This is a genomic window from Arthrobacter sp. TJ-254, assembly GCF_058269175.1.
The window spans coordinates 404,523-423,693 of record NZ_JBZCNF010000005.1 but is presented as its reverse complement, the minus strand read 5'-3'; the positions used below and the strand labels follow the sequence as shown (position 1 = coordinate 423,693).

Annotated in this window: 17 protein-coding genes and 1 rRNA gene; 12 read left to right on the top strand and 6 right to left on the bottom strand. The window is 68.0% G+C overall.

Features of this window, described 5'->3' with window-relative positions; genetic code table 11:
* Positions 1–3 precede the first annotated feature (3 nt).
* From rrf to AC4D14_RS16235, 11 genes are all read left to right on the top strand, one after another.
* A 5S ribosomal RNA gene (rrf, locus tag AC4D14_RS16285) occupies positions 4–120 on the top strand.
* A gap of 193 nt (positions 121–313) precedes the next feature.
* Entirely contained in the window at positions 314–2,122 is a 1,809-nt protein-coding gene (locus AC4D14_RS16280) for a hypothetical protein (RefSeq protein ID WP_490903686.1), read from the top strand.
* A complete protein-coding gene (locus AC4D14_RS16275) occupies positions 2,115–3,098 on the top strand; it encodes an HAD-IIA family hydrolase (protein WP_490903685.1) in 984 nt (327 codons plus the stop codon). Before AC4D14_RS16280 ends, AC4D14_RS16275 begins: the two co-directional genes overlap by 8 nt.
* A 57-nt stretch (positions 3,099–3,155) precedes the next feature.
* On the top strand, positions 3,156–3,356 hold the full coding sequence (locus tag AC4D14_RS16270) for a hypothetical protein (protein WP_490903684.1): 201 nt from the start codon (positions 3,156–3,158) through the stop codon (positions 3,354–3,356).
* Positions 3,357–3,362: 6 nt separating this feature from the next.
* Entirely contained in the window at positions 3,363–4,196 is an 834-nt protein-coding gene (locus AC4D14_RS16265; RefSeq protein WP_490903683.1) for a TlyA family RNA methyltransferase, read from the top strand.
* A 9-nt stretch (positions 4,197–4,205) separates the two neighbouring features.
* On the top strand, positions 4,206–5,132 hold the full coding sequence (locus tag AC4D14_RS16260) for an NAD kinase (RefSeq protein ID WP_490903682.1): 927 nt from the start codon (positions 4,206–4,208) through the stop codon (positions 5,130–5,132).
* Positions 5,129–6,865, top strand: a complete 1,737-nt coding sequence (gene recN, locus AC4D14_RS16255) for a DNA repair protein RecN (protein ID WP_490903681.1) — start codon at positions 5,129–5,131, stop codon at positions 6,863–6,865. Before AC4D14_RS16260 ends, recN begins: the two co-directional genes overlap by 4 nt.
* Positions 6,862–8,565: a CTP synthase gene (gene pyrG / locus AC4D14_RS16250; RefSeq protein ID WP_490903680.1), complete on the top strand. Its 1,704-nt coding sequence runs from the start codon at positions 6,862–6,864 to the stop codon at positions 8,563–8,565. Before recN ends, pyrG begins: the two co-directional genes overlap by 4 nt.
* A gap of 2 nt (positions 8,566–8,567) precedes the next feature.
* A complete protein-coding gene (locus tag AC4D14_RS16245; protein WP_490903679.1) occupies positions 8,568–9,251 on the top strand; it encodes an NUDIX domain-containing protein in 684 nt (227 codons plus the stop codon).
* A 62-nt stretch (positions 9,252–9,313) separates the two neighbouring features.
* A complete protein-coding gene (xerD, locus tag AC4D14_RS16240) occupies positions 9,314–10,231 on the top strand; it encodes a site-specific tyrosine recombinase XerD (protein ID WP_490903711.1) in 918 nt (305 codons plus the stop codon).
* Entirely contained in the window at positions 10,200–10,790 is a 591-nt protein-coding gene (locus AC4D14_RS16235; protein ID WP_490903678.1) for an 8-oxo-dGTP diphosphatase, read from the top strand. Before xerD ends, AC4D14_RS16235 begins: the two co-directional genes overlap by 32 nt.
* Here the strand turns inward: AC4D14_RS16235 and AC4D14_RS16230 are convergent.
* From AC4D14_RS16230 to AC4D14_RS16205, 6 genes are all read right to left on the bottom strand, one after another.
* The gene (locus AC4D14_RS16230) at positions 10,757–11,896 is read right to left on the bottom strand and encodes a bifunctional 2-methylcitrate synthase/citrate synthase (protein ID WP_490903677.1); all 1,140 of its coding nucleotides are present in this window, start codon (positions 11,894–11,896) and stop codon (positions 10,757–10,759) included. The two genes, AC4D14_RS16235 and AC4D14_RS16230, sit on opposite strands and share 34 nt — an antisense overlap.
* A gap of 41 nt (positions 11,897–11,937) precedes the next feature.
* On the bottom strand, positions 11,938–12,843 hold the full coding sequence (gene prpB, locus AC4D14_RS16225; RefSeq protein WP_490903676.1) for a methylisocitrate lyase: 906 nt from the start codon (positions 12,841–12,843) through the stop codon (positions 11,938–11,940).
* A 13-nt stretch (positions 12,844–12,856) separates the two neighbouring features.
* On the bottom strand, positions 12,857–14,377 hold the full coding sequence (locus AC4D14_RS16220; RefSeq protein WP_490903675.1) for an MmgE/PrpD family protein: 1,521 nt from the start codon (positions 14,375–14,377) through the stop codon (positions 12,857–12,859).
* On the bottom strand, positions 14,370–15,044 hold the full coding sequence (locus AC4D14_RS16215; RefSeq protein WP_490903710.1) for a GntR family transcriptional regulator: 675 nt from the start codon (positions 15,042–15,044) through the stop codon (positions 14,370–14,372). The genes AC4D14_RS16220 and AC4D14_RS16215 overlap by 8 nt, the downstream gene beginning before the upstream one ends.
* A gap of 127 nt (positions 15,045–15,171) precedes the next feature.
* A complete protein-coding gene (locus AC4D14_RS16210) occupies positions 15,172–15,900 on the bottom strand; it encodes a response regulator (protein WP_490903709.1) in 729 nt (242 codons plus the stop codon).
* Positions 15,900–17,537: a sensor histidine kinase gene (locus tag AC4D14_RS16205; RefSeq protein ID WP_490903674.1), complete on the bottom strand. Its 1,638-nt coding sequence runs from the start codon at positions 17,535–17,537 to the stop codon at positions 15,900–15,902. Before AC4D14_RS16205 ends, AC4D14_RS16210 begins: the two co-directional genes overlap by 1 nt.
* A 215-nt stretch (positions 17,538–17,752) precedes the next feature.
* Between AC4D14_RS16205 and AC4D14_RS16200 the strand changes: the two genes are divergently transcribed.
* A complete protein-coding gene (locus AC4D14_RS16200; RefSeq protein ID WP_490903708.1) occupies positions 17,753–19,162 on the top strand; it encodes a cation:dicarboxylate symporter family transporter in 1,410 nt (469 codons plus the stop codon).
* Positions 19,163–19,171: the final 9 nt, after the last annotated feature.

The window sequence follows — 19,171 nt, the reverse complement described above, 5'->3', positions numbered from 1 at the left end:
GGTTACGGCGGTCATAGCGTGGGGGAAACGCCCGGTCCCATTCCGAACCCGGAAGCTAAGACCCACAGCGCCGATGGTACTGCACCCGAGAGAGTGTGGGAGAGTAGGACACCGCCGGACAACCATTACAAGTGAAGCCCTGACGGAAACGTCAGGGCTTCACCTGCTTAACCACCCACCACCCACCCACCGGCACCGGCGGACCCAGCACCCAGCGGCCGACAGGTGATTGCGGTGAAACGGATCTTCCATAGAACAATAGAGGACAGCACCCGCGGCACGCGGTTGTTGGAAACGAGAGGAACCCGCCAACATGGCCGCACAGGATCGCAAGCATGAGGGCAGCCAGGACGATACGTCCGCTGACGGGGGAGTCTCGGATTCCAGCGGGGGCGTCAAGCGCCAGGCAGGCCAGCGCCACTCGTGGGGTTCCAAGGGTGCAGCTTCCCGGCCGGCTGCTGCGGAGGGCGACCCCGCCCGCGAATCCCAGGAACATGGCGGTGACCGCGGGGAACGCGGAGATATCCGCGGCGGCAAGCCGCTGCGGGGCAGCTCATCGGGATCGGCCGCGGGGTCGGTAAACCGCTTCGCCGGGCGGAATCGCGACAGTGCTGCTGGAGGCGCAGCCGACCGCGGGAATCGCGGATCCGGGTCCCGCTTCGGCACTGATGGTTCCCGCGACGCGCGCTCCGGGGACCGCAGTGGAACCGGCCCATCCTGGGAACGGTCCGACGAACGGCGTGGTGCTGGTCCCCGAGAGGGGGACCGTCGCAGCGGCGGCGACTTCCGGGGCGCCCAACTGAGGGGTGCTGCCTCACGTGGCGGATCCGCTGCCGGGCGTGCTGGAGATCGTCCCTACTCGGCCGGAGCCGGCCGCGGGGGCGCAGCAGCTGGCGGCCGGTCCGATGACCGCCGCGGCGGCGAGGACCGCCGGTCAGGCAGGCCCGCGGAGCGCCGCCCCGATACGAACCGGAGGTCGGGATACGGCTCCGGTGACGGCACAGGTGCCGAGCACACCGCATCGCCGCGGACTCACAATGCCCGCGACCTGCGCAGCGCCAACCGCCCCGACCGCGAGCGGTCCCCCGAAATTGACGAGGATGTGAAGGGCGACGAGCTCGATCGCGTCACGCGCGCCCAGATCCGTAACCTTGAAGAGCGCAGCGCGCTTTGGGTTGCCCGCCACCTCGTCATGGCCGGGCGGTTGATCGACGACGATCCCGAGCTCGCATTCCAGCACGCCCTCGCGGCAAGCAGGCGCGGCGGCCGGCTTGCAGCTGTCCGTGAGGCAGTTGGTCTTACCGCGTATGCCGCGGGCCATTACGGAGAGGCACTGCGGGAGTTCCGAACCTTCCGCCGGATCAGCGGCTCCAACGTTCACCTGCCCGTGATGGCGGACTGTGAACGTGGGCTCGGGCGCCCGGACCGGGCCCTCGACCTTGGCCGCTCAGAGGAGGCCCAGAGCCTCGATGCAGCAGGCAAGGCAGAACTGGCCATGGTCCTGTCGGGTGCCAGGTCGGATCTTGGCCAATTCGATGCAGCCGTGGCAGCACTGGAGATCCCGCAGCTGGACATCCACCGTGCGTTCTCCTTCAGCCCGCGGCTCTTCCGCGCCTACGCCGATGCGCTCGATTCAGCCGGCCGCACGGGTGAGTCGGAGCGGTGGCGGAAGCAGGCCCGGGTCGCCGAAAGTGCCTTGGGGCTCGATGACTCAGCCGAACCTGACATCCTCGACCTCCTCGGTGATGACGAGGAGCCCACGGCCCCCGTCCCCAGCGTCGCCGAGGTCTTGGGCCGGGCAGGCGCGCCGGAGAGCGGTTCCCCCGCCAATCCGGCTGGGGGCAGCGGCGCCGCAGCGGCCGCAGAACCAGACCCATCCGCAAAATCAGCTGCGGCACATGCCGAAGCGCTGACGCCCGCGGAGACCTCCGGTGAGGCAGAATCCGCGGGTGCTGACCCCGCTGACCCCGCTGACGCGCCAACCGACGCATCCGCAGCGGCTCCCACAGACTCCCAGCCGGACTCTGACCCGGACGCTACGCCGGCACCTGCTGGAGACCCCGTAAAGGTCGCCGGCGAGGACCCCGCGAAGGCCGCCGCCGAGGACACTGTCGGTGGGTGATCGGCTGATCGACGCCTACGACGCGGTCCTCGCGGATCTCGACGGCGTTGTTTATGCGGGCGCCCACGCCATCGAGGGTGCCGTTGAGGCACTCGAGGGGCTCGAAGATGCCGGGGTGCAGCTTGCCTACATCACCAACAACGCCTCCCGGTCCGCGGACGACGTCGCCGAGCACCTGCGCAGCCTCGGCGCTCCGGCGACCCCCGCTCAGGTTTTCGGTTCGGCCCTGGCGGGGGCTGAACTGCTCGCCGGACTCGTTCCCCACGGAGCCAAGGTCCTTGTGACCGGCAGTAGCACACTCGCCGACGCGGTGCGCGGCGTGGGGCTCGTTCCTGTCGCCTCGGCCGATGACCAGCCGGACGCAGTCATCCAGGGCTTCTCCCCGGACCTGGGCTGGAAGGACCTGGCGGAGGCAGCATACGCGGTGACCGCCGGTGCGGTGTGGGTTGCCACGAACACCGATCTGTCGATTCCGCAGGCCCGCGGGATTGCCCCCGGCAATGGCACCCTCGTGGCGGCGGTGGCCGCGGCGACCGGACGGAAGCCGGAGGTCGCAGGTAAACCCGAGGCGCAGCTCTTTCTCACCGCGGCGCGGCACGTCGAAGCTTCCGCCCCGCTGGTGGTGGGGGACCGGCTCGATACGGACATCCTTGGCGGTAACCGGGCAGGCATGGACACGGCCCTGGTGCTCACCGGAGTCGATACCGTGCGGACGGCCCTTGCCGCCGCGTCGACCGAGCGGCCCGTCTACCTCCTGCCTCATCTCAGGGCGATGTACGAGCAGTACCCAGCGTTGACCGCCGAGGCCGGCGTTCACTCAAGCGGGTCGGCTTCCGCGTGGGTGGAGGCAGGCGCAGTCGTAGTCAGGGGAGCAGAGGAAAGCCTCGATGCCTGGCGCGCGGCCTGTGCGGCGTGGTGGGCCGCCCATCCCGACACCGAAACCCCACTGCATCCCGAGGTCCGGTTCACCGCCTAGGCCCGGCCCGGGATATGTTCGAGGAACCACAACTTGTGCCGCAGGAGGCCGACGGTAGTGAACGAAGAGCACGCAGACCAGGGGGCGCAGGCGCCGGACGCGGCGCGCTGGCCCAGTGCGGAGCCTGGGTCCGGTGATCCTGCGGTCGATGGGGCGCTGGGAGGGCTTGCGGGGATCCCGGCCGCCCCCGTGGAGGAGCATCCGGGGTTGTACTCGGCGATCCACGATGCGCTCCTGGCTGAGCTGGACAAGGCATGAACCGCCATGGCAAGGGTTGACCAGGAGCTTGTGGCCAGGGGACTGGCGCGGTCGAGGTCGCACGCTGCCCAGTTGATCGCTGCCGGTTCGGTGCTGCGCGACGGCGAAACTGTCACAAAGGCCTCGGTGTCCGTCACCGAGGACCAGGACCTGGCCGTTGTTGGCGACGGAAAGAACTTCGTGAGCAGGGCGGGCAGCAAGCTCGACGGCGCACTTGCCGCCTTCCCCTCGGTGGTCGTCGCCGAGAGGCGCTGCCTCGACGCCGGGGCTTCAACCGGAGGTTTCACCGACGTCCTGCTGCGCGCAGGTGCCCGTGAGGTTGCCGCCGTCGACGTCGGGCACGGCCAGCTCGTCGAGTCGCTTCGGAACGATCCCCGCGTGCAGGTCTTCGAGGGTGTCAACGTCCGCTACCTTAACGCCGGGGACATCGGCGGGCGCGTTGACCTGACCGTGGCGGACCTGTCCTTCATCTCCCTGCGGCTGGTGATGCTGCCGCTCGCCAAGGCGACACTCCCCGGTGGCGACATGGTGCTGATGATCAAGCCCCAGTTCGAGGTGGGCCGCGCCGGGCTCAACGGCCAGGGCGTTGTGAAATCGGCGGCACACCGGCGTCGGGGCGTTCATGGTGTTGTCGCTGCGGCCTTCGCCTTCGGGCTCGAGGTCCGCGGGCTCGCCCTGAGCCAACTGCCGGGCCAGGACGGAAATCTTGAGTACTTCGTGTGGATAAGGGTGCCCGAGACGCCGTTGGTGCCTAGGATCGAAGAGGACTCGAATCACCTGGCGGGCTCCGTGCTTGAATCGAGCGCCGTGTTTGCCGGAGATCCGGCCATACGAATATGACGGAGTTGAATGACTAGACGAATCCTGGTGCTGGCGCATACCGGCCGGCACGACGCAATGGCGGCCGCCCAGCAGGCCTGCACCCGGCTGCATGCACTGGGACTGACCCCGGTGATGCGCCCCGAGGAGCTGGCCGATATCCGCGCCGAATACGGGGAGCTCACCGCACCCACCGAGATCCTCGAACGCGATGTCTTCCTCAACCAGGTCGAGCTCGTCATGGTCCTGGGCGGGGATGGAACCATCCTGCGCGGAGCCGAGCTTGTGCGTGAGGCCGAAGTGCCGCTGCTGGGCGTGAACCTCGGGCATGTAGGTTTCCTCGCCGAAAGCGAAAGGGCCGATCTCGACGAGGCGGTGCGGTGGGTGGCCGAGAGGGATTACACCGTCGAGGAGCGGATGACCATCGAAGTCGCCGTGTGGGCCGGGGACTCCCTTGTCGCCACCGGATGGGCGCTGAACGAGGCTGCCATCGAGAAAGCCAACCGCGAACGCATGATCGAGGTGGTGATGGAGGTCGACGGGCGGCCCGTGAGCTCCTTCGGTTGTGACGGCGTGGTCCTTGCGACGCCCACCGGCTCCACCGCGTACGCCTTCTCCGCCGGCGGACCGGTAGTCTGGCCCGAAGTCGAAGCCCTGCTCATGGCACCGATCAGTGCGCATGCCCTGTTCGCCAAGCCGCTCGTTGTTGCGCCGACGTCGGTGCTCGCCGTCGAGGTGCTGACACGCACCGACGCATGGGGTGTCCTGTGGTGCGACGGGCGGCGCAGCGTTGACCTTCCGCCGGGATCGAGGGTGGAGGTGCAGCGCTCCGACCGGCCGGTGCGGCTGGCCCGCACCCACCAGACGCCTTTCTCGGAACGGCTTGTACGCAAGTTCGAGCTGCCCATCACGGGCTGGCGCGGACCGGTCACCCATCCCGGCGGTGTTGCACGATGATCGAGGAGATGCGGATCCGGGACCTCGGCGTCATCACCGAGGCGACACTGACCCTCGGGCCCGGCCTGACCGTCGTCACGGGTGAGACGGGCGCCGGAAAAACAATGGTCATCACCGCCCTCGGCCTTCTCCTCGGGGCGAGGTCCGACGCCGGGGCGGTGCGCCTCGGAGCGAAATCCGCCTCCGCGGAGGCACGCGTCCGGCTTGCCCCGTCCAGTCCCGCAGCGGTGCGGGCGGCCGAGGCCGGCGCCGACCTTGAGGAGTACGACGGCGCCGCCGAACTCATCCTCGCCCGCACCGTCACGAGCGAGGGCCGCAGCCGCGCCTACGTGGGCGGCAGGGCCGCTCCGGTCGGCGTGCTTGCCGAACTGGGAGAGAACCTCGTTGTGGTCCATGGGCAGTCGGACCAGCTGCGCCTTCGGAGCGCCGCCGCCCAGCGCGGAGCGCTCGACAAGTTCGGCGGCGCGAAGCTTGCAGCGGAACTGAGCGCCTACGAACGCACCTTTAGGGCTTGGCGTGACGCCGTCGCCGAACGCAGCCGCCTGCAGAGCGAGGCCCGGGAACGGGTGAGGGAAGCCGAAACGCTCGAGGCGGCCCTCACGGAAATCGACGAGGTCGACCCGCAGCCGGGGGAGGACGCCGCACTCAAGGCCGACTCGATGCGGCTCGGGAACGTCGAAGAGCTGCGCACCGCAGCGCTTCAGGCGCACGCTGCGATCGTTTCGGAGGATTTCGGCGCCGCAGCCGACGCTGTCTCCCTCGTTGACGAAGCCAAGCGCCAGTTGGAAGCGGTCGCCGAGCACGATCCTGCCCTTGAAACCCTGGCGGAACGGCTCGCCGAAGTCGGCTACCTGCTCGCCGACATCTCGGCCGAACTCGCCGGTTACGGCGCAGCCCTGGAGGGGGAAGGCCCCGGCCGGCTGGCCGAGGTCGAGTCGCGCCGCGCCGAACTCGCGGTCCTCGTGCGCAAATACGCCCCGAGCATCGACGAGGTGCTCGCCTGGCGCGAGGAGAGCGCCCGCCGCCTCGACGAACTGGCGGGCGATTCAACCCGCCTCGACGAACTCGAAACGGAAATCCAGCAGCTCGACGAAGCAGTCCATGCCGCGGCGGCAACGGTTTCCGAACTGCGCCGCGAAGCGGCACAGGAGCTCGCCGGGCGGGTCAGCGACGAGCTCAGCGCCCTGGCCATGCCCGATGCGCGCCTGCGGATCGACGTGACCCCTTCTGAGTCACTGAGCGCGCATGGGGGCGATGACATCACGTTCCTCCTCCAGCCCCACCCCGGTTCCGCCCCGCGGCCGCTCGGCAAGGGAGCCTCGGGCGGCGAACTCTCCCGCGTCATGCTCGCCATCGAGGTGGTGCTTGCCGCCGTCGATCCGGTTCCCACCTTCATCTTCGACGAGGTCGATGCGGGAGTGGGCGGGAAGGCGGCCGTGGAAATCGGCCGGCGCCTTGCCATGCTCGCCGAGCACGTCCAGGTCATCGTCGTGACCCACCTGCCCCAGGTCGCCGCCTTCGCGGCGCGTCATATACGCGTCCAGAAGAACGTTACGGGGACCATTGAAGGGGACGACGCGAGCGGCTTCACCGCGAGCGACGTCCTTGTGCTACCAGAAGCCGAACGTGTCCGCGAGCTCGCCCGCATGCTCGCTGGGCAGGAGGACTCCGCGTCCGCCCGGGCGCATGCTGAAGAGCTGCTCGCGGATGCGGCGCGGACCGCTACCAAGTGATAGGCTCGAACTCCGTGGTGCAGCAAACAAATTCCCGGTTCCTTAAGTCCGCAAAGACGACCAAGCACATCTTCGTGACTGGTGGCGTGGCCTCCTCCCTCGGCAAGGGACTGACGGCTTCAAGCCTCGGTCACCTGCTCAGGGCGCGGGGACTCTCGGTCACCATGCAGAAGCTTGATCCCTACCTCAATGTCGATCCCGGCACAATGAATCCTTTCCAGCACGGCGAGGTCTTCGTTACCGAGGACGGCGCCGAAACCGACCTCGACATCGGACACTACGAGCGCTTCCTCGACGAGAATCTCGACGGCTCGGCGAACGTGACGACCGGGCAGGTCTATTCAAGCGTCATCGCCAAGGAGCGCCGCGGCGAGTACCTCGGCGACACCGTCCAGGTCATCCCGCACATCACCGACGAGATCAAGCGCCGCATGCGTCTTCCCGCGGAGCCCGTCGCCTCGAAGCGGGTTCCGGATGTGATCATCACCGAAATCGGTGGAACCGTTGGCGACATCGAGTCCCAGCCCTTCCTCGAATCCGCACGGCAGGTGCGCCAGGACATCGGTCGCAACAACGTCTTCTTCCTCCACGTGTCGCTCGTGCCGTACATCGGCCCGTCCCAGGAACTCAAGACCAAACCGACCCAGCACTCCGTGGCAATGCTGCGCTCGATCGGCATCCAGCCCGACGCGATTGTCATCCGGTCCGACCGGGAAGTGCCGCTGGCCATGCGCGAAAAGATCGGACGCATGTGCGACGTCGACATCGACGCCGTCGTGAACGCCGCCGATGCTCCGAGCATCTACGACATCCCCAAGACGCTGCACCATCAGGGCCTCGATGCGTACATCGTGCAGTCGCTCGACCTGAAGTTCAAGGACGTCAACTGGACCAAGTGGAACAAGCTCCTCGACGCCGTCCACAACCCCAAGCACCACGTGGAAGTGGCGCTGGTCGGCAAGTACATCGACCTGCCCGACGCCTACCTCTCGGTCACCGAGGCGCTCCGCGCAGGCGGGTTCGCCAATAAGGCAAAGGTCAACATCCGCTGGGTGCCCTCCGACGAGTGCGACACCCCGGAGGGCGCCGCGAAAGCCCTCGCCGGCGTCGACGCGATCTGCGTGCCCGGAGGCTTCGGCATCCGCGGCCTCGAAGGGAAACTCGGCGCGCTGCTCTTCGCCCGCGAAAACAAGATTCCCACCCTGGGCCTCTGCCTGGGCCTCCAGTGCATGGTGATCGAATACGCCCGGAACGTGGTGGGCTTGGAGAACGCGTCGTCAAGCGAGTTCGAGCCGGACACCAAGTACCCGGTCATCGCCACAATGGCCGAGCAGCTTGAGATCGTCGCAGGCGAGGGCGACATGGGCGGCACCATGCGCCTCGGCCTGTGGGAGGCGCGCCTCGACGAGGACTCGGTTGTCGCTGCCACCTACGGCAAGACGACCGTCAACGAGCGCCACCGCCACCGCTACGAGGTGAACAACGAATACCGCGACCAGATCGCCGAGGCCGGCCTGGTGTTCTCAGGTACCTCCCCGGACGGACGGCTCGTGGAGTTCGCCGAACTTCCCCGCGACGTCCACCCGTACTACGTTTCGACGCAGGCGCACCCGGAGCTGAGCTCGCGTCCCACCCGCCCGCACCCGCTGTTCGCCGGCCTGGTGAAGGCGGCGCTCGACCGCCGCGGAGCCAAGGCCTAGTCATGGCCGAGGCGCCCGGGGAAAACGGCTTCGCCGATGAAAAGAGCCCGCGCAGGCTCCACAGCTCACGAGTGGTCTATCCCGGGTACATCTGGGACGTCGTCAGCGACACGTTCAGCCTGAGCGCCGACGCCGACCAGATCACGCGCGAGTACATCGACCACCCGGGCGCCGTCGCCGTGCTGGCAATGAACGAACACGACCAGGTCCTGTTCATCCGGCAGTACCGCCACCCTGCGCGGATGCTCCTGTGGGAGATCCCCGCCGGCCTGCTCGATGAGCCGGGGGAGGATTTCTTGGCCGCGGCAGCCCGTGAGCTCGCCGAGGAGGCGGACCTCACCGCGGCGCGCTGGAACGTACTCATCGATCTGTTCCTCTCTCCGGGATCCTCAAGCGAGGCGCTGAGGATCTACCTTGCCCGCGACATCGGCGAGGTCCCCGAAGCCGAACTTCACACCCGCCTGCACGAGGAAGCCGAGATCGAGCTGCTGTGGGTCAACCTCGACGACGCCGTGGCAGCGGTGCTTGAAGGCCGGGTGCACAGCCCGTCGGCCGCTGCGGCCGTTCTCGCCGCCCACGCCGCACGGGCGGACGGCTATGCGCGGCTCCGCCCGCCCTCCGCGCCCTGGCCCGAACACCCGAGCCAGCACGGCACCTGGCCCGGCGGCGCCGTCCTGCGGGACTGAGCGTGCCGGCATCAGCGGAGAAGACCGCGGGGGATGAGCTGCTGGCCACAGCGCCCGGCCGGATGATCAGCGAGTACCTGCAGCACATCGCGGTGGAGCGGGGCCTTTCAGCAAACACGCTCGCCGCCTACCGCCGGGACCTCCTCCGGTACCACCGCTTCCTGATCGCACGTGGTGTCGTTGAGGTCGGGCGGATCGCCCGTTCGGACGTAACGGCTTTTGCCCAGGCCGTCTCAACGGGGGCCGATGGGAGGGCTCCGCTGAGCCCGCGCTCGGCCGCCCGGACCATCGTCGCCGTCCGCGGGCTCCACCGTTTCTGGGCCCTGGAGGGGATGAGCGCGGCTGACCCGGCCCGCGACGTCCATCCTCCGCTGGCCGGGCAGCGCCTGCCCAAGGCCATCTCCGTCGACGAGGTTGTGCGCATCCTCGAAGCTGTCGACACCTCGACGCCGGCCGGACAGCGCGACCGGGCCCTGCTCGAGTTCCTCTACTCCACCGGCGCCCGCATCAGCGAGGCCGTCGGGCTCGACGTCGACGACGTGTCCGTCGACGAGGCGCTCAGCGGGCCCGCCGTCGTACGCCTTTTCGGAAAGGGCTCGAAGGAGCGCCTCGTCCCGCTGGGCTCCTACGCCGCCAAGGCTGTCGACTCCTACCTGGTGCGGGGAAGGCCGTCGCTTGCGGGAAACGGCCGCGGCAACCCCGCGCTGTTCCTCAACCGGCGCGGCGGACGGCTGAGCCGGCAGAGCGCTTGGACGATCCTGAAGACCGCCGCCGAGCGGGCGTCGGTCACCCGCGACGTCTCGCCCCACACGCTGAGGCACTCCTTCGCCACCCATCTCCTTGAGGGCGGAGCCGACGTGCGCGTTGTTCAGGAACTGCTCGGCCATGCGTCGGTGACAACAACCCAGGTCTACACGCTCGTGACAGCCGATACGCTGCGCGAAGTCTATGCCGCGGCCCATCCCCGCGCCCTTGGCTGACGGGCGCACGCCCGCTGCCCCCGCCCGGTTCTTCCGCCCGGTGGCCCTGTGCTTCCTGTTCCGGACCTCCTCGGGGCGGGCCGAAGTGCTCCTCGGGCTCAAGAAGCGCGGCTTCGGCACGGGGCGGATCGTCGCCCTCGGCGGCAAGCTCGAGCCCGGCGAGAGCCCGGCCCAGGCAGCGGCCCGGGAAGTGATGGAGGAATCGGGGATCCTCGTGGAGGAGAGCAGCCTCACCCTGCTGGGCGAGGTCAGCTGGGACTTCCCCTCGAACCCGGAGTGGAACATGCGCGCAACCGTCTTCACGGCCGATACCTTCTCCGGCGCGGCCGCACCAAGCGACGAGGTGGACCCGGAGTGGTTCCCCGAAGACGCCCTGCCCTGGACAGGGATGTGGGACGACGCCGCCCACTGGCTTCCCCGGGTGCTGGCGAGGTCCCCGTTCACTGCCGCCATCACGCTCGATGGCGGCAGTGAGGGCGTGGCCGCGGCGGTTGTCGAGCCGGCGCTTGCGCCGGAAACGCGGCCTCAGGGCACGTGGCGTTCCTCGGGTCCGTTGTAGGCGCTCAGCGGCCGGATCAGCGAATTCGATTCGAGCTGCTCCATGATGTGCGCCGTCCACCCCGTGATCCGGGCGGCGATGAAAAGGGGCGTGAACATCTCGGTGTCGAACCCCATGAGGTGGTAAGTGGGCCCGGCCGGGTAGTCGAGGTTCGGCTTGATGTTCTTGGCCTCCTGCATTGCCTTTTCAAGCCCGGAGTAGAGCCCGAGAATCTCATCGCGGCCGTAGTAGGCGATCATTGAATCGAGCGCGGCCTTCATCGTGGGAACCCGCGAATCGCCGTTCTTGTACACGCGGTGGCCGAAGCCCATCACCTTCTTCTTCTGGGCGAGCGCGTCCTCCATCCACGCCTTGGCGCGGGCCGCGGCGTCCGCCTCGGATTCGTCCTCGCGGATGCCGATCTCCTCGAACGTGTGCATCACGGCCTCGTTCGCTCCGCCGTGCAGGGGACCCTTGAGGGCGCCGATCGCGCCCGTGACAGCCGAGTGGAGGTCCGAGAGGGTGGAGGTGATGACCCGCGCGGCGAACGTGGAGGCGTTGAAAGAGTGCTCGGCGTACAGCACCATCGAAACGTTGAATGCGCTGACGACCTCGGGAGGGGCTTCCTCGCCGAAGGTCATCCACAGGAAGTTCGCCGCGTATCCGAGATCCTCCCGGGGCTCGACCAGCTCCTGGCCACGCCTGCGGCGCTGGTCGTAGGCGACGACGGCGGGGAAGGCGGCAAAGAGATCCGCCGCCTTCTCGAGGTTCGCCTCCCGCGAGTTGTCGGCGGCACGGGGATGCCCGGCGCCGATGGCGGAGACCGCCGTCCGGCCCACGTCCATTGGATGCGCGGTGACCGGCAGGAGGTCGATCACGGCCCGAACGGTGTCGCTCAGCGCGCGGCTGCCGCGTTCGACGGCCGTGAACTGCGACAGCTGGGCGGCGTCCGGCAGCTCACCGTGCCACAGGAGGTAGGCGACCTCCTCGAAGGAGCACTTCGCCGCCAGCTCCTGAACCGGATACCCCCGGTACAGGAGCGAATTGGATTCGGGATTGACCTTGGAGACGGCGGTGTAGTCGACCGTTACTCCTGCAAGGCCCTTGGAAATCTGTACTTCTGTCAATGCGGACTCCTTCGTGGAGGACAGAGCGGCGGAACCTGCGGCTATCGGCCGTCGGGCACGTGGAAATTGAACACAGATGAATCAAAGCGGTTGTACCCCTCGTAGTCCACCAGTTCATAAAGGCGGGCACGGGTCTGCATCTCGGGCACGGCGTGCTGCTGGGTGCCGTGGGCCCGGATTGAGTCAAGGGTACGCTCGGCGGCGCCCATGGCGCTGCGCAGCAGGGTGACAGGGTAGATAACGATGTTCACCCCGGCGTCCTCGAGCTGCGTCGTGGTGAACAGCTCGCTCTTGCCGAACTCGGTCATGTTGGCGAGGATCGGCACGTCGACGGCGTCCCGGATGGCACGGAACTCGGCGAGGTCGCGCATCGCTTCGGGGAAGATGGCGTCGGCGCCCGCCTCCACAAGCGCCTGCGCGCGTTCCTTGGCGGCTTCGAGCGAGTCGGTCCCGCGGATATCGGTGCGCGCCATGATGAGGAAGTTCGGGTCGCGCCGGGCGTCGGCGGCGGCGCGGATCCGTTTCGCCGCGGTGTCGAGGTCGACGACGTTCTTGCCGTCGAGGTGGCCGCAGCGCTTCGGGTTGAACTGATCCTCGATGTGGCATCCGGCCAGGCCTGCGTTCTCAAGCTCCTGGACGGTGCGTGCCACGTTCATCGGCTCGCCGAAGCCGGTGTCGGCGTCGACGATCGCGGGGAGGTCCGTCATGCGCGCGATCTGGCCCGCCCGCTGCGCCACCTCGGTCAGGGTGGTCAGCCCGATGTCGGGAAGCCCGAGGTCGTTGGCGAGCACCGCACCGGAGATGTACACGCCGTCGAACCCCTTGTCTTCGATGAGGCGTGCCGAAAGCGGGTTAAAGGCGCCCGGCAGCTGCAGGAGCCTTCCCGAGGCCAGGGCCTCGCGGAACGCTTCGCGCTTCTCGGCCGGAGTCGTTGTTGCGTAGAGCATGGATCTGCCTTTCCTAGAAGAGACCCAGGGGAGCCGGAACGCCCTCGATCAGGCCGCCGCGGGCGCGGAGGTTCAGGTCGCCAAGGGAGCCGGCGGGAAGCTCCTCAAGCCGCTGGACGGCACCGAGGAACCGGTCGAGCTCGGAGTCCTCGACCACCCCTGCCGCAAGGGTGCGCAGCTTCGCCACGTACTGCTCTCGGCCGAAGGGCCGGGCACCGAGCGGGTGGGCGTCGGCCACGGCGATCTCGTCGCTGACCACCCGGCCGTCGGCGAGCGTGATGTCGACCCGGCCCCCGAAAGCCTTCTCGCGGATGTCGAGCGAGTGGTAGCGCCGGGTCCATTCGGGGTCTTCCGTCGTCTCGACCTTCCGCCACAGGTCGACGGTGTCGGGGCGGGAGGCGCGCTGCGGAGCGTAGGAAGCCTCGTGGTGCCAGGAGCCGTCCTGCAGCGCGACGGCGAAAATGTAGGGGATCGAGTGGTCGAGGGTTTCGCGCGAGGCGCGGGGATCATACTTCTGCGGGTCGTTCGCGCCCGATCCGATCACGTTGTGGGTGTGGTGCGAGGTGGAGATCAGGATCCTGCTGACGCTCCGGGGATCCGTGGTTTCGGGGTGGGAGTGGTGCAGCCGGCGGGCGAGGTCGATCAGGGCCTGGGCCTGGTACTCCGCCGAGTGTTCCTTGGTGTAGGTATCGAGGATGGCCCGTTTGGGCTCTCCAGCGGCCGGCAGGGGAATCTCGTAGCGGGCTTCCGGCCCGTCGAGGAGCCACGCTATGACGCCGTCTTCACCTTCGTAGATCGGGGCCGGTGAAGTCTGCCCGCGCATTGCCCGGTCCACCGCCTCGATCGCCATCTTGCCAGCGAAGGCCGGCGCGTAGGCTTTCCAGGTCGAGATCTCGCCCTTGCGCGACTGCCGGGTGGCGGTGGTGGTGTGCAGGGCCTGCCCGACGGCGTGGAAGATCGTTTCGGCGTCAAGGTGCAGCAGGGTGCCGAGCCCCGCCGCCGCGGAAGGTCCAAGATGGGCAACGTGGTCGATCTTGTGCCGGTGAAGGCTGATGGCCTTGACGAGGTCGACCTGGATTTCGTACCCGGTGGCGATCGCGCGCAGGAGGTCGTGCCCGGAGGCGCCGGTGTGCTGGGCGACGGCGAGGAGCGGCGGGATGTTGTCGCCGGGGTGGGAGTAGTCGGCGGCCAGGAACGTGTCGTGATAGTCGAGTTCACGCACGGCCACCCCATTGGCCCAGGCGGCCCATTCCGGGGAGGCTGGCGCGTCGATGCCGAACACCGCAGCGCCGTTGCCGTTGCGGGATGCCGGGTGGCTTCCGGCCTGGGCGCGGGCGGCGACGACTGGAGCCCGGAGGAGGGATGCGAGCGCGACCGAGGCATTGTCGATGATGCGGTTGACGATCATTTCCGAGACTTCCGGCTCCACCTCGACCGGATCGGTTGCCACCTCGGCGATACGCCACGCGAGCTGCTCGCGCGCCGGCAGGTTTTCCTCGCTGCGATGGACTCGGACTTTGTGGTACTCAACCATTGCGGAGTTCCTCTCGGGGTTCGGTTGTGCTGTGGGCCGTTGTGGCCAGCATGTGGTGGAGGCTGTTGTGGAGGTGCACGGCGGTTGCCGCGGAGGCGAGGTCGGCGTTCCCCAGGCTTACCGCCCGGGCAATCTGTGCGTGTTCGGCTGCCGAGGCGCGGAGCCGGGCGGCGTTGTCGCGGGCAAGGCGACGGACACGGACGAGGTGTGTTCGAAGCTGGCGCTGCGCGGCGAGCAGGTAGTCATTGCCCACGGCGTCGTCGACCGCCGCGTCAAGCCGGGCCACCAGCTCGTAGTAGGCGCGCTGGGCGTCGCCTCCGGCGTCGATCAGTGAATCGGCGCTGTCGAAGCTGTCAGCGAGAGCCGCGAAGACCGAAGGATCCCCGCGCTGGGCGGCGAGCCGGGCGGCAGCGCATTCGAGGGGGAGCCGTACATCGAACAGCTCGGTGAGCCGTTCCACCGGAACACCGGTGACAACGACGCCGCGGCCCTGGTGCGGGGCGGTAAGCCCCTCGGCCGTCAGCCGCGCCAACGCTTCGCGCAGGGGGGTGCGCGAGATGCCAAGGCGCTCGGCCTGGTCCACCTCGGCGAGGACTGTTCCTGGAGTCAGGCGGCCCTCGAGGATGTCCTGGCGCAGCGATGCGTAAGCCCTGTCGCTTGCCCGCATGCCGCGCCTCCCGATCGTCCGGTAGTGGAGCTCCACTTCGACCCGCGTGTATACATTGAGGGCCCATATCGTCAGTCTAGCCCCATCCATGGGCGAACGGTTGGCCTACGTGTATACAGACTTCGGTTCAGCGTGCCCAACTGTACTCGTGCTCGGGCCGCCCGCGGGTCCCGTACCGCGGCGTGCGCTCGACCGACCGGTGTTCCGCGAGGAACTCCAGGTAGCGCCGCGCCGTCACCCGGGACAGCGCGAGGCGTTCGGCGACCTCGGTTGAAGAAATGGGCGCCTGGAGTGACTTCAGCAGGGCACTCACCGCCTGCAGGGTCCCTTCCGAAAGACCCTTGGGAAGGTTGGGGGACTGCGGCGGGCGCAGGGCCGCATAGGCCGAGTCGACCTCCGCCTGCGTGGTGGATGCGGCCTGGTCGGTGAGGTTCTGCCGGAAGCCGCGGTAGGCCGTGAGCTTGTCGCTGAACGCCGAGAAGGTGAACGGCTTGATGAGGTATTGGACGATCCCCGAGGAGATTGCCGATTTCACGACCTGCAGGTCGCGCACCGCGGTTATTGCGATCACGTCGGTGGGAAGACCCAACCCGCGCACCCGCCGCAGCAGATCCAGGCCATGGGCGTCGGGGAGGTTCATGTCGAGCAGGATCAGGTCGATCCCTTCGCGCAGGGCCGCGTCCGGCCCGGTCCCTGTCCGGGCGCCCGCGGCACCGGGGGAGAGGAGGGCCATTGCCTCCGCCCCGGACCGCGCAACGCCAGCAAGGTCAAACCCCTCAAGCCGCCGGATGTATTCGGCGTGGGCGTCGGCGGCGATGGGGTCGTCTTCAACAACGAGCACGCGGATGGCGGGCATCACGGCAGCGCCTCCTTCGGTTCGGCAGCGTCAACGCGGCCCGAGGCGGGCAGGAAGACGTCGAAGCGCGCCCCGCCGTCGTTGACGACGTCGAGTGTTCCGTGTCGGCGCAGCACCGCCTGGCGCACCAGGGCCAGCCCGATTCCCCGCCCGTTCACACCCGGATCCTTGGTGCTGAAGCCCAGTTCGAAGATCCGGCTCCGGTCGGTCTCGGAGACTCCCCGGCCGCTGTCACGGACCACGATGCGCGCCCCGGGATTGCCGCCGGCCGTGCCTTCGAGCGCGAGTGACACCCTGCGCCGCTCCGAGGCCGCCGCGGCATCAAGGGCATTGTCGAGGAGATTGCCGATGATGGTGATGAGGTCTCCTGGATCGACACCGGTGAAATCCACGCCGTCCTCCACCGCGATGTCCAGTTCGATGCCGCGCTCGTTCGCCTGGGCGGCCTTGCCGACCAGGAGCGCGGCAAGGAAAGGCTCGTCCACCGCTCCCACCACCTTGTCGGTGAGCTGCTGGGACTGTTGCAGGTCCCGCGTCGCGAACTCGAGTGCCTCGGCGCGCCGATCCAGTTCGATGAGGGACACGATTGTGTGAAGCCGGTTGGCGTGCTCATGGGTCTGCGCCCGCAGGGCGTCGGTGAGGGTGCGCATCGTCTGGAGTTCACCCGTCAGCGCTTCGATGTCTGTGTGGTCCCGTAGCGTGGTGACGGTGCCGAGGGAGCGCGCGGCTTGAGCGTTCCCGCTGCGGGGAGGAAGCGCCGGTTCCTGGTTCACGACAAGTACCCTGCTTTCGGTCACGTGCACTTCGTCGATTGCCTGGCGCCCGCTTCCGAGCAGTTCGCGCAGCGATGCGGAGAGGGCGAGGTCGGCCGCCCGCACCGGCTGCGAAGGAGCCCGGTGCGGAAGGTGGAGCAGGCGGGCGGCCTCGTCGTTGTAGAGCACGAGGTGACCGCCCGGGTCGGTCAGCAGGAGCCCCTCGCGCACCGAGTGGAGCACGGAGTCGTAGAAGACGAACATCCTCGACAGCGCCTCGGTCCCAAGGCCAAGGGTGGCCTTGCGAAGCCGCCGGCTCAGGCCCCAGGAGGCGAGGGTTCCGAACACCAGCGATCCGAGGGCGATGAGGAACACAAGGGGCAGCTGGGCGTTCCGCGCCACCGCGACCCTGTCCACCGTCATGCCCGCGGCGACCATGGCGACCACCGCACCGCTGGCGTCCTGGACCGGTGCGATCGCCCGTACCGACGGACCGAGGGTTCCGGTGAATGTTTCGATGTGCGTGCGCCCGGCCAGTGCCTCGTTCACCGATCCGATGTAGGCCTTGCCGATCTGCTCCGGGTTGCGGTGCGTGTAACGGGTGCGGTCCCGCCCCATGATCGTGATGAAGTCAATGCGCAGTTCGTCCATTACCGAGGCGGCGTACGGCTGGAGGGTTCGCTCGGGGTCTGCCTCCGTTACGGCTTCGAGCACGGCGGGATCGTTTGCGAGGGTCGTGGCAACGGCGAGCATCCGCTGCCCCGAGGCCTCGTAGGTGTTCCGTTCCGCGTCAACGTAAAGGATCAGGGACAGGCAGGCGGTCAGCGCAAGGACGAAGACCAGTTGGCCTACGAAGAACTGCCGGGCGAGACTCCATCGTTTCACGCAGTGACCAGGGTCCTTTCGGGCATCCGTCCAGTCTAGCTTCGCTGCCACGACCATTATGACCGGAATGGTGACGCCGGTCACGACCGGGCTGACGATGGAGCAGTCAGAATTGCACGCCCGGCCGCCCGGCCGCCCGGCTTTCGGTCCCATCGATGTTGAGGGACCACCGGGTGCCCCCTGTGCCGGACCCGACCCAGGAGCAGATCATGGCTATGGCGCCACCCCGATCAAGCGACGAGCAGGCAGCACCCCGCAAGACGGTCGACAAGACCCATTTCCTCTACATCGCGGTGATCGCCGCGGTGATCCTTGGCGCGATCCTCGGCCTCGCGGCACCCGAGTTCGCACAGAGCCTCAAACCCCTTGGCACGGGCTTCATTGCCCTGATCAAGATGATGATCGCCCCCATCATTTTCTGCACGATCGTGCTCGGCATCGGTTCGATCGCCAAGGCCGCCACCGTCGGCAAGGTCGGAGGCCTCGCCCTCGGCTACTTCCTGCTGATGTCAACCTTCGCCCTTGCCATCGGCCTTGTGGTGGGCAACCTGATCGACCCCGGTGAGGGCCTCGACATTTCCAACAGCACCTACGAACCGCCGGCCGGAGGCGAGGAGTCGGAGGGAACCGTCGGCTTCCTTCTGGGCATCATTCCCCCCACGCTCCTTGCATCACTGACCGGTGAAAGCATCCTGCAGACCCTCTTCGTGGCACTGCTGGTCGGGTTCGCGCTGCAGAAGATGGGCCGTGCCGGCAAGCCGGTGCTGCGCGGCATCGGACACATCCAGGCGCTCGTGTTCCGCATCCTGATCATGATCATGTGGCTTGCCCCGATCGGTGCCTTTGGCGCCATCGCGGCTGTGGTCGGCGAGACCGGCGTCCAGGCGATCATCAGCATGTTCACCCTGATGATTGCCTTCTACATCACCTGCATCCTGTTCATCGTCGTCATTCTCGGCGGCCTGCTGAAGCTCGCCACGGGCGTCAACATCTTCAAGCTCATGAGGTACCTCGGACGGGAGTACCTGCTGATCTTCTCCACCTCGTCATCGGAGGCAGCCCTTCCCCGCCTCATCGCCAAGATGGAACACCTTGGCATCTCCAAGCCGGTGGTCGGCGTCACCGTCCCGACCGGCTACTCCTTCAACCTGGACGGCACGGCGATCTACCTCACCATGGCGGCGCTGTTTGTCGCCGAGGCCCTCGGCAAGCCCCTTGCAATCGGCGAGCAGATCTCTCTGCTGGTCTTCATGATCATCGCCTCCAAGGGTGCTGCAGGCGTCACCGGAGCGGGCCTTGCCACGCTGGCCGGCGGCCTCCAGTCCCACCGGCCCGACCTTGTCGAGGGCGTTGGACTGATCGTGGGCATCGACCGGTTCATGTCGGAGGCGCGGGCGCTGACCAACTTCACCGGCAACGCCGTTGCAACAGTGCTGATCGGCACCTGGACGCGCGAAATCGACCGGGCCCGGGTCGACGAGGTGCTCGACAAGCACCTGCCGTTCGATGAGGCGACAATGAACGCCGGCCACGGCCACTTCGAGGACGACGACGTCGAAGACGGCGTCGAAGCCGTGACGGCGCAGGCCACCGAGGGCGATCCCGCCGTGCGCGTCGGGCGGTAGTTCGGGCCA

Coding starts and splice junctions, on each gene's coding strand:
- AC4D14_RS16280 (WP_490903686.1), top strand. CDS start 314: ATGGCCGCACAGGATCGCAAGCATGAGGGCAGCCAGGACGATACGTCC.
- AC4D14_RS16265 (WP_490903683.1), top strand. CDS start 3,363: ATGGCAAGGGTTGACCAGGAGCTTGTGGCCAGGGGACTGGCGCGGTCG.
- AC4D14_RS16260 (WP_490903682.1), top strand. CDS start 4,206: ATGACTAGACGAATCCTGGTGCTGGCGCATACCGGCCGGCACGACGCA.
- recN (WP_490903681.1), top strand. CDS start 5,129: ATGATCGAGGAGATGCGGATCCGGGACCTCGGCGTCATCACCGAGGCG.
- AC4D14_RS16245 (WP_490903679.1), top strand. CDS start 8,568: ATGGCCGAGGCGCCCGGGGAAAACGGCTTCGCCGATGAAAAGAGCCCG.
- xerD (WP_490903711.1), top strand. CDS start 9,314: ATGATCAGCGAGTACCTGCAGCACATCGCGGTGGAGCGGGGCCTTTCA.
- AC4D14_RS16235 (WP_490903678.1), top strand. CDS start 10,200: ATGCCGCGGCCCATCCCCGCGCCCTTGGCTGACGGGCGCACGCCCGCT.
- prpB (WP_490903676.1), bottom strand. CDS start 12,843: ATGCTCTACGCAACAACGACTCCGGCCGAGAAGCGCGAAGCGTTCCGC.
- AC4D14_RS16220 (WP_490903675.1), bottom strand. CDS start 14,377: ATGGTTGAGTACCACAAAGTCCGAGTCCATCGCAGCGAGGAAAACCTG.
- AC4D14_RS16215 (WP_490903710.1), bottom strand. CDS start 15,044: ATGCGGGCAAGCGACAGGGCTTACGCATCGCTGCGCCAGGACATCCTC.
- AC4D14_RS16210 (WP_490903709.1), bottom strand. CDS start 15,900: ATGCCCGCCATCCGCGTGCTCGTTGTTGAAGACGACCCCATCGCCGCC.
- AC4D14_RS16200 (WP_490903708.1), top strand. CDS start 17,753: ATGGCGCCACCCCGATCAAGCGACGAGCAGGCAGCACCCCGCAAGACG.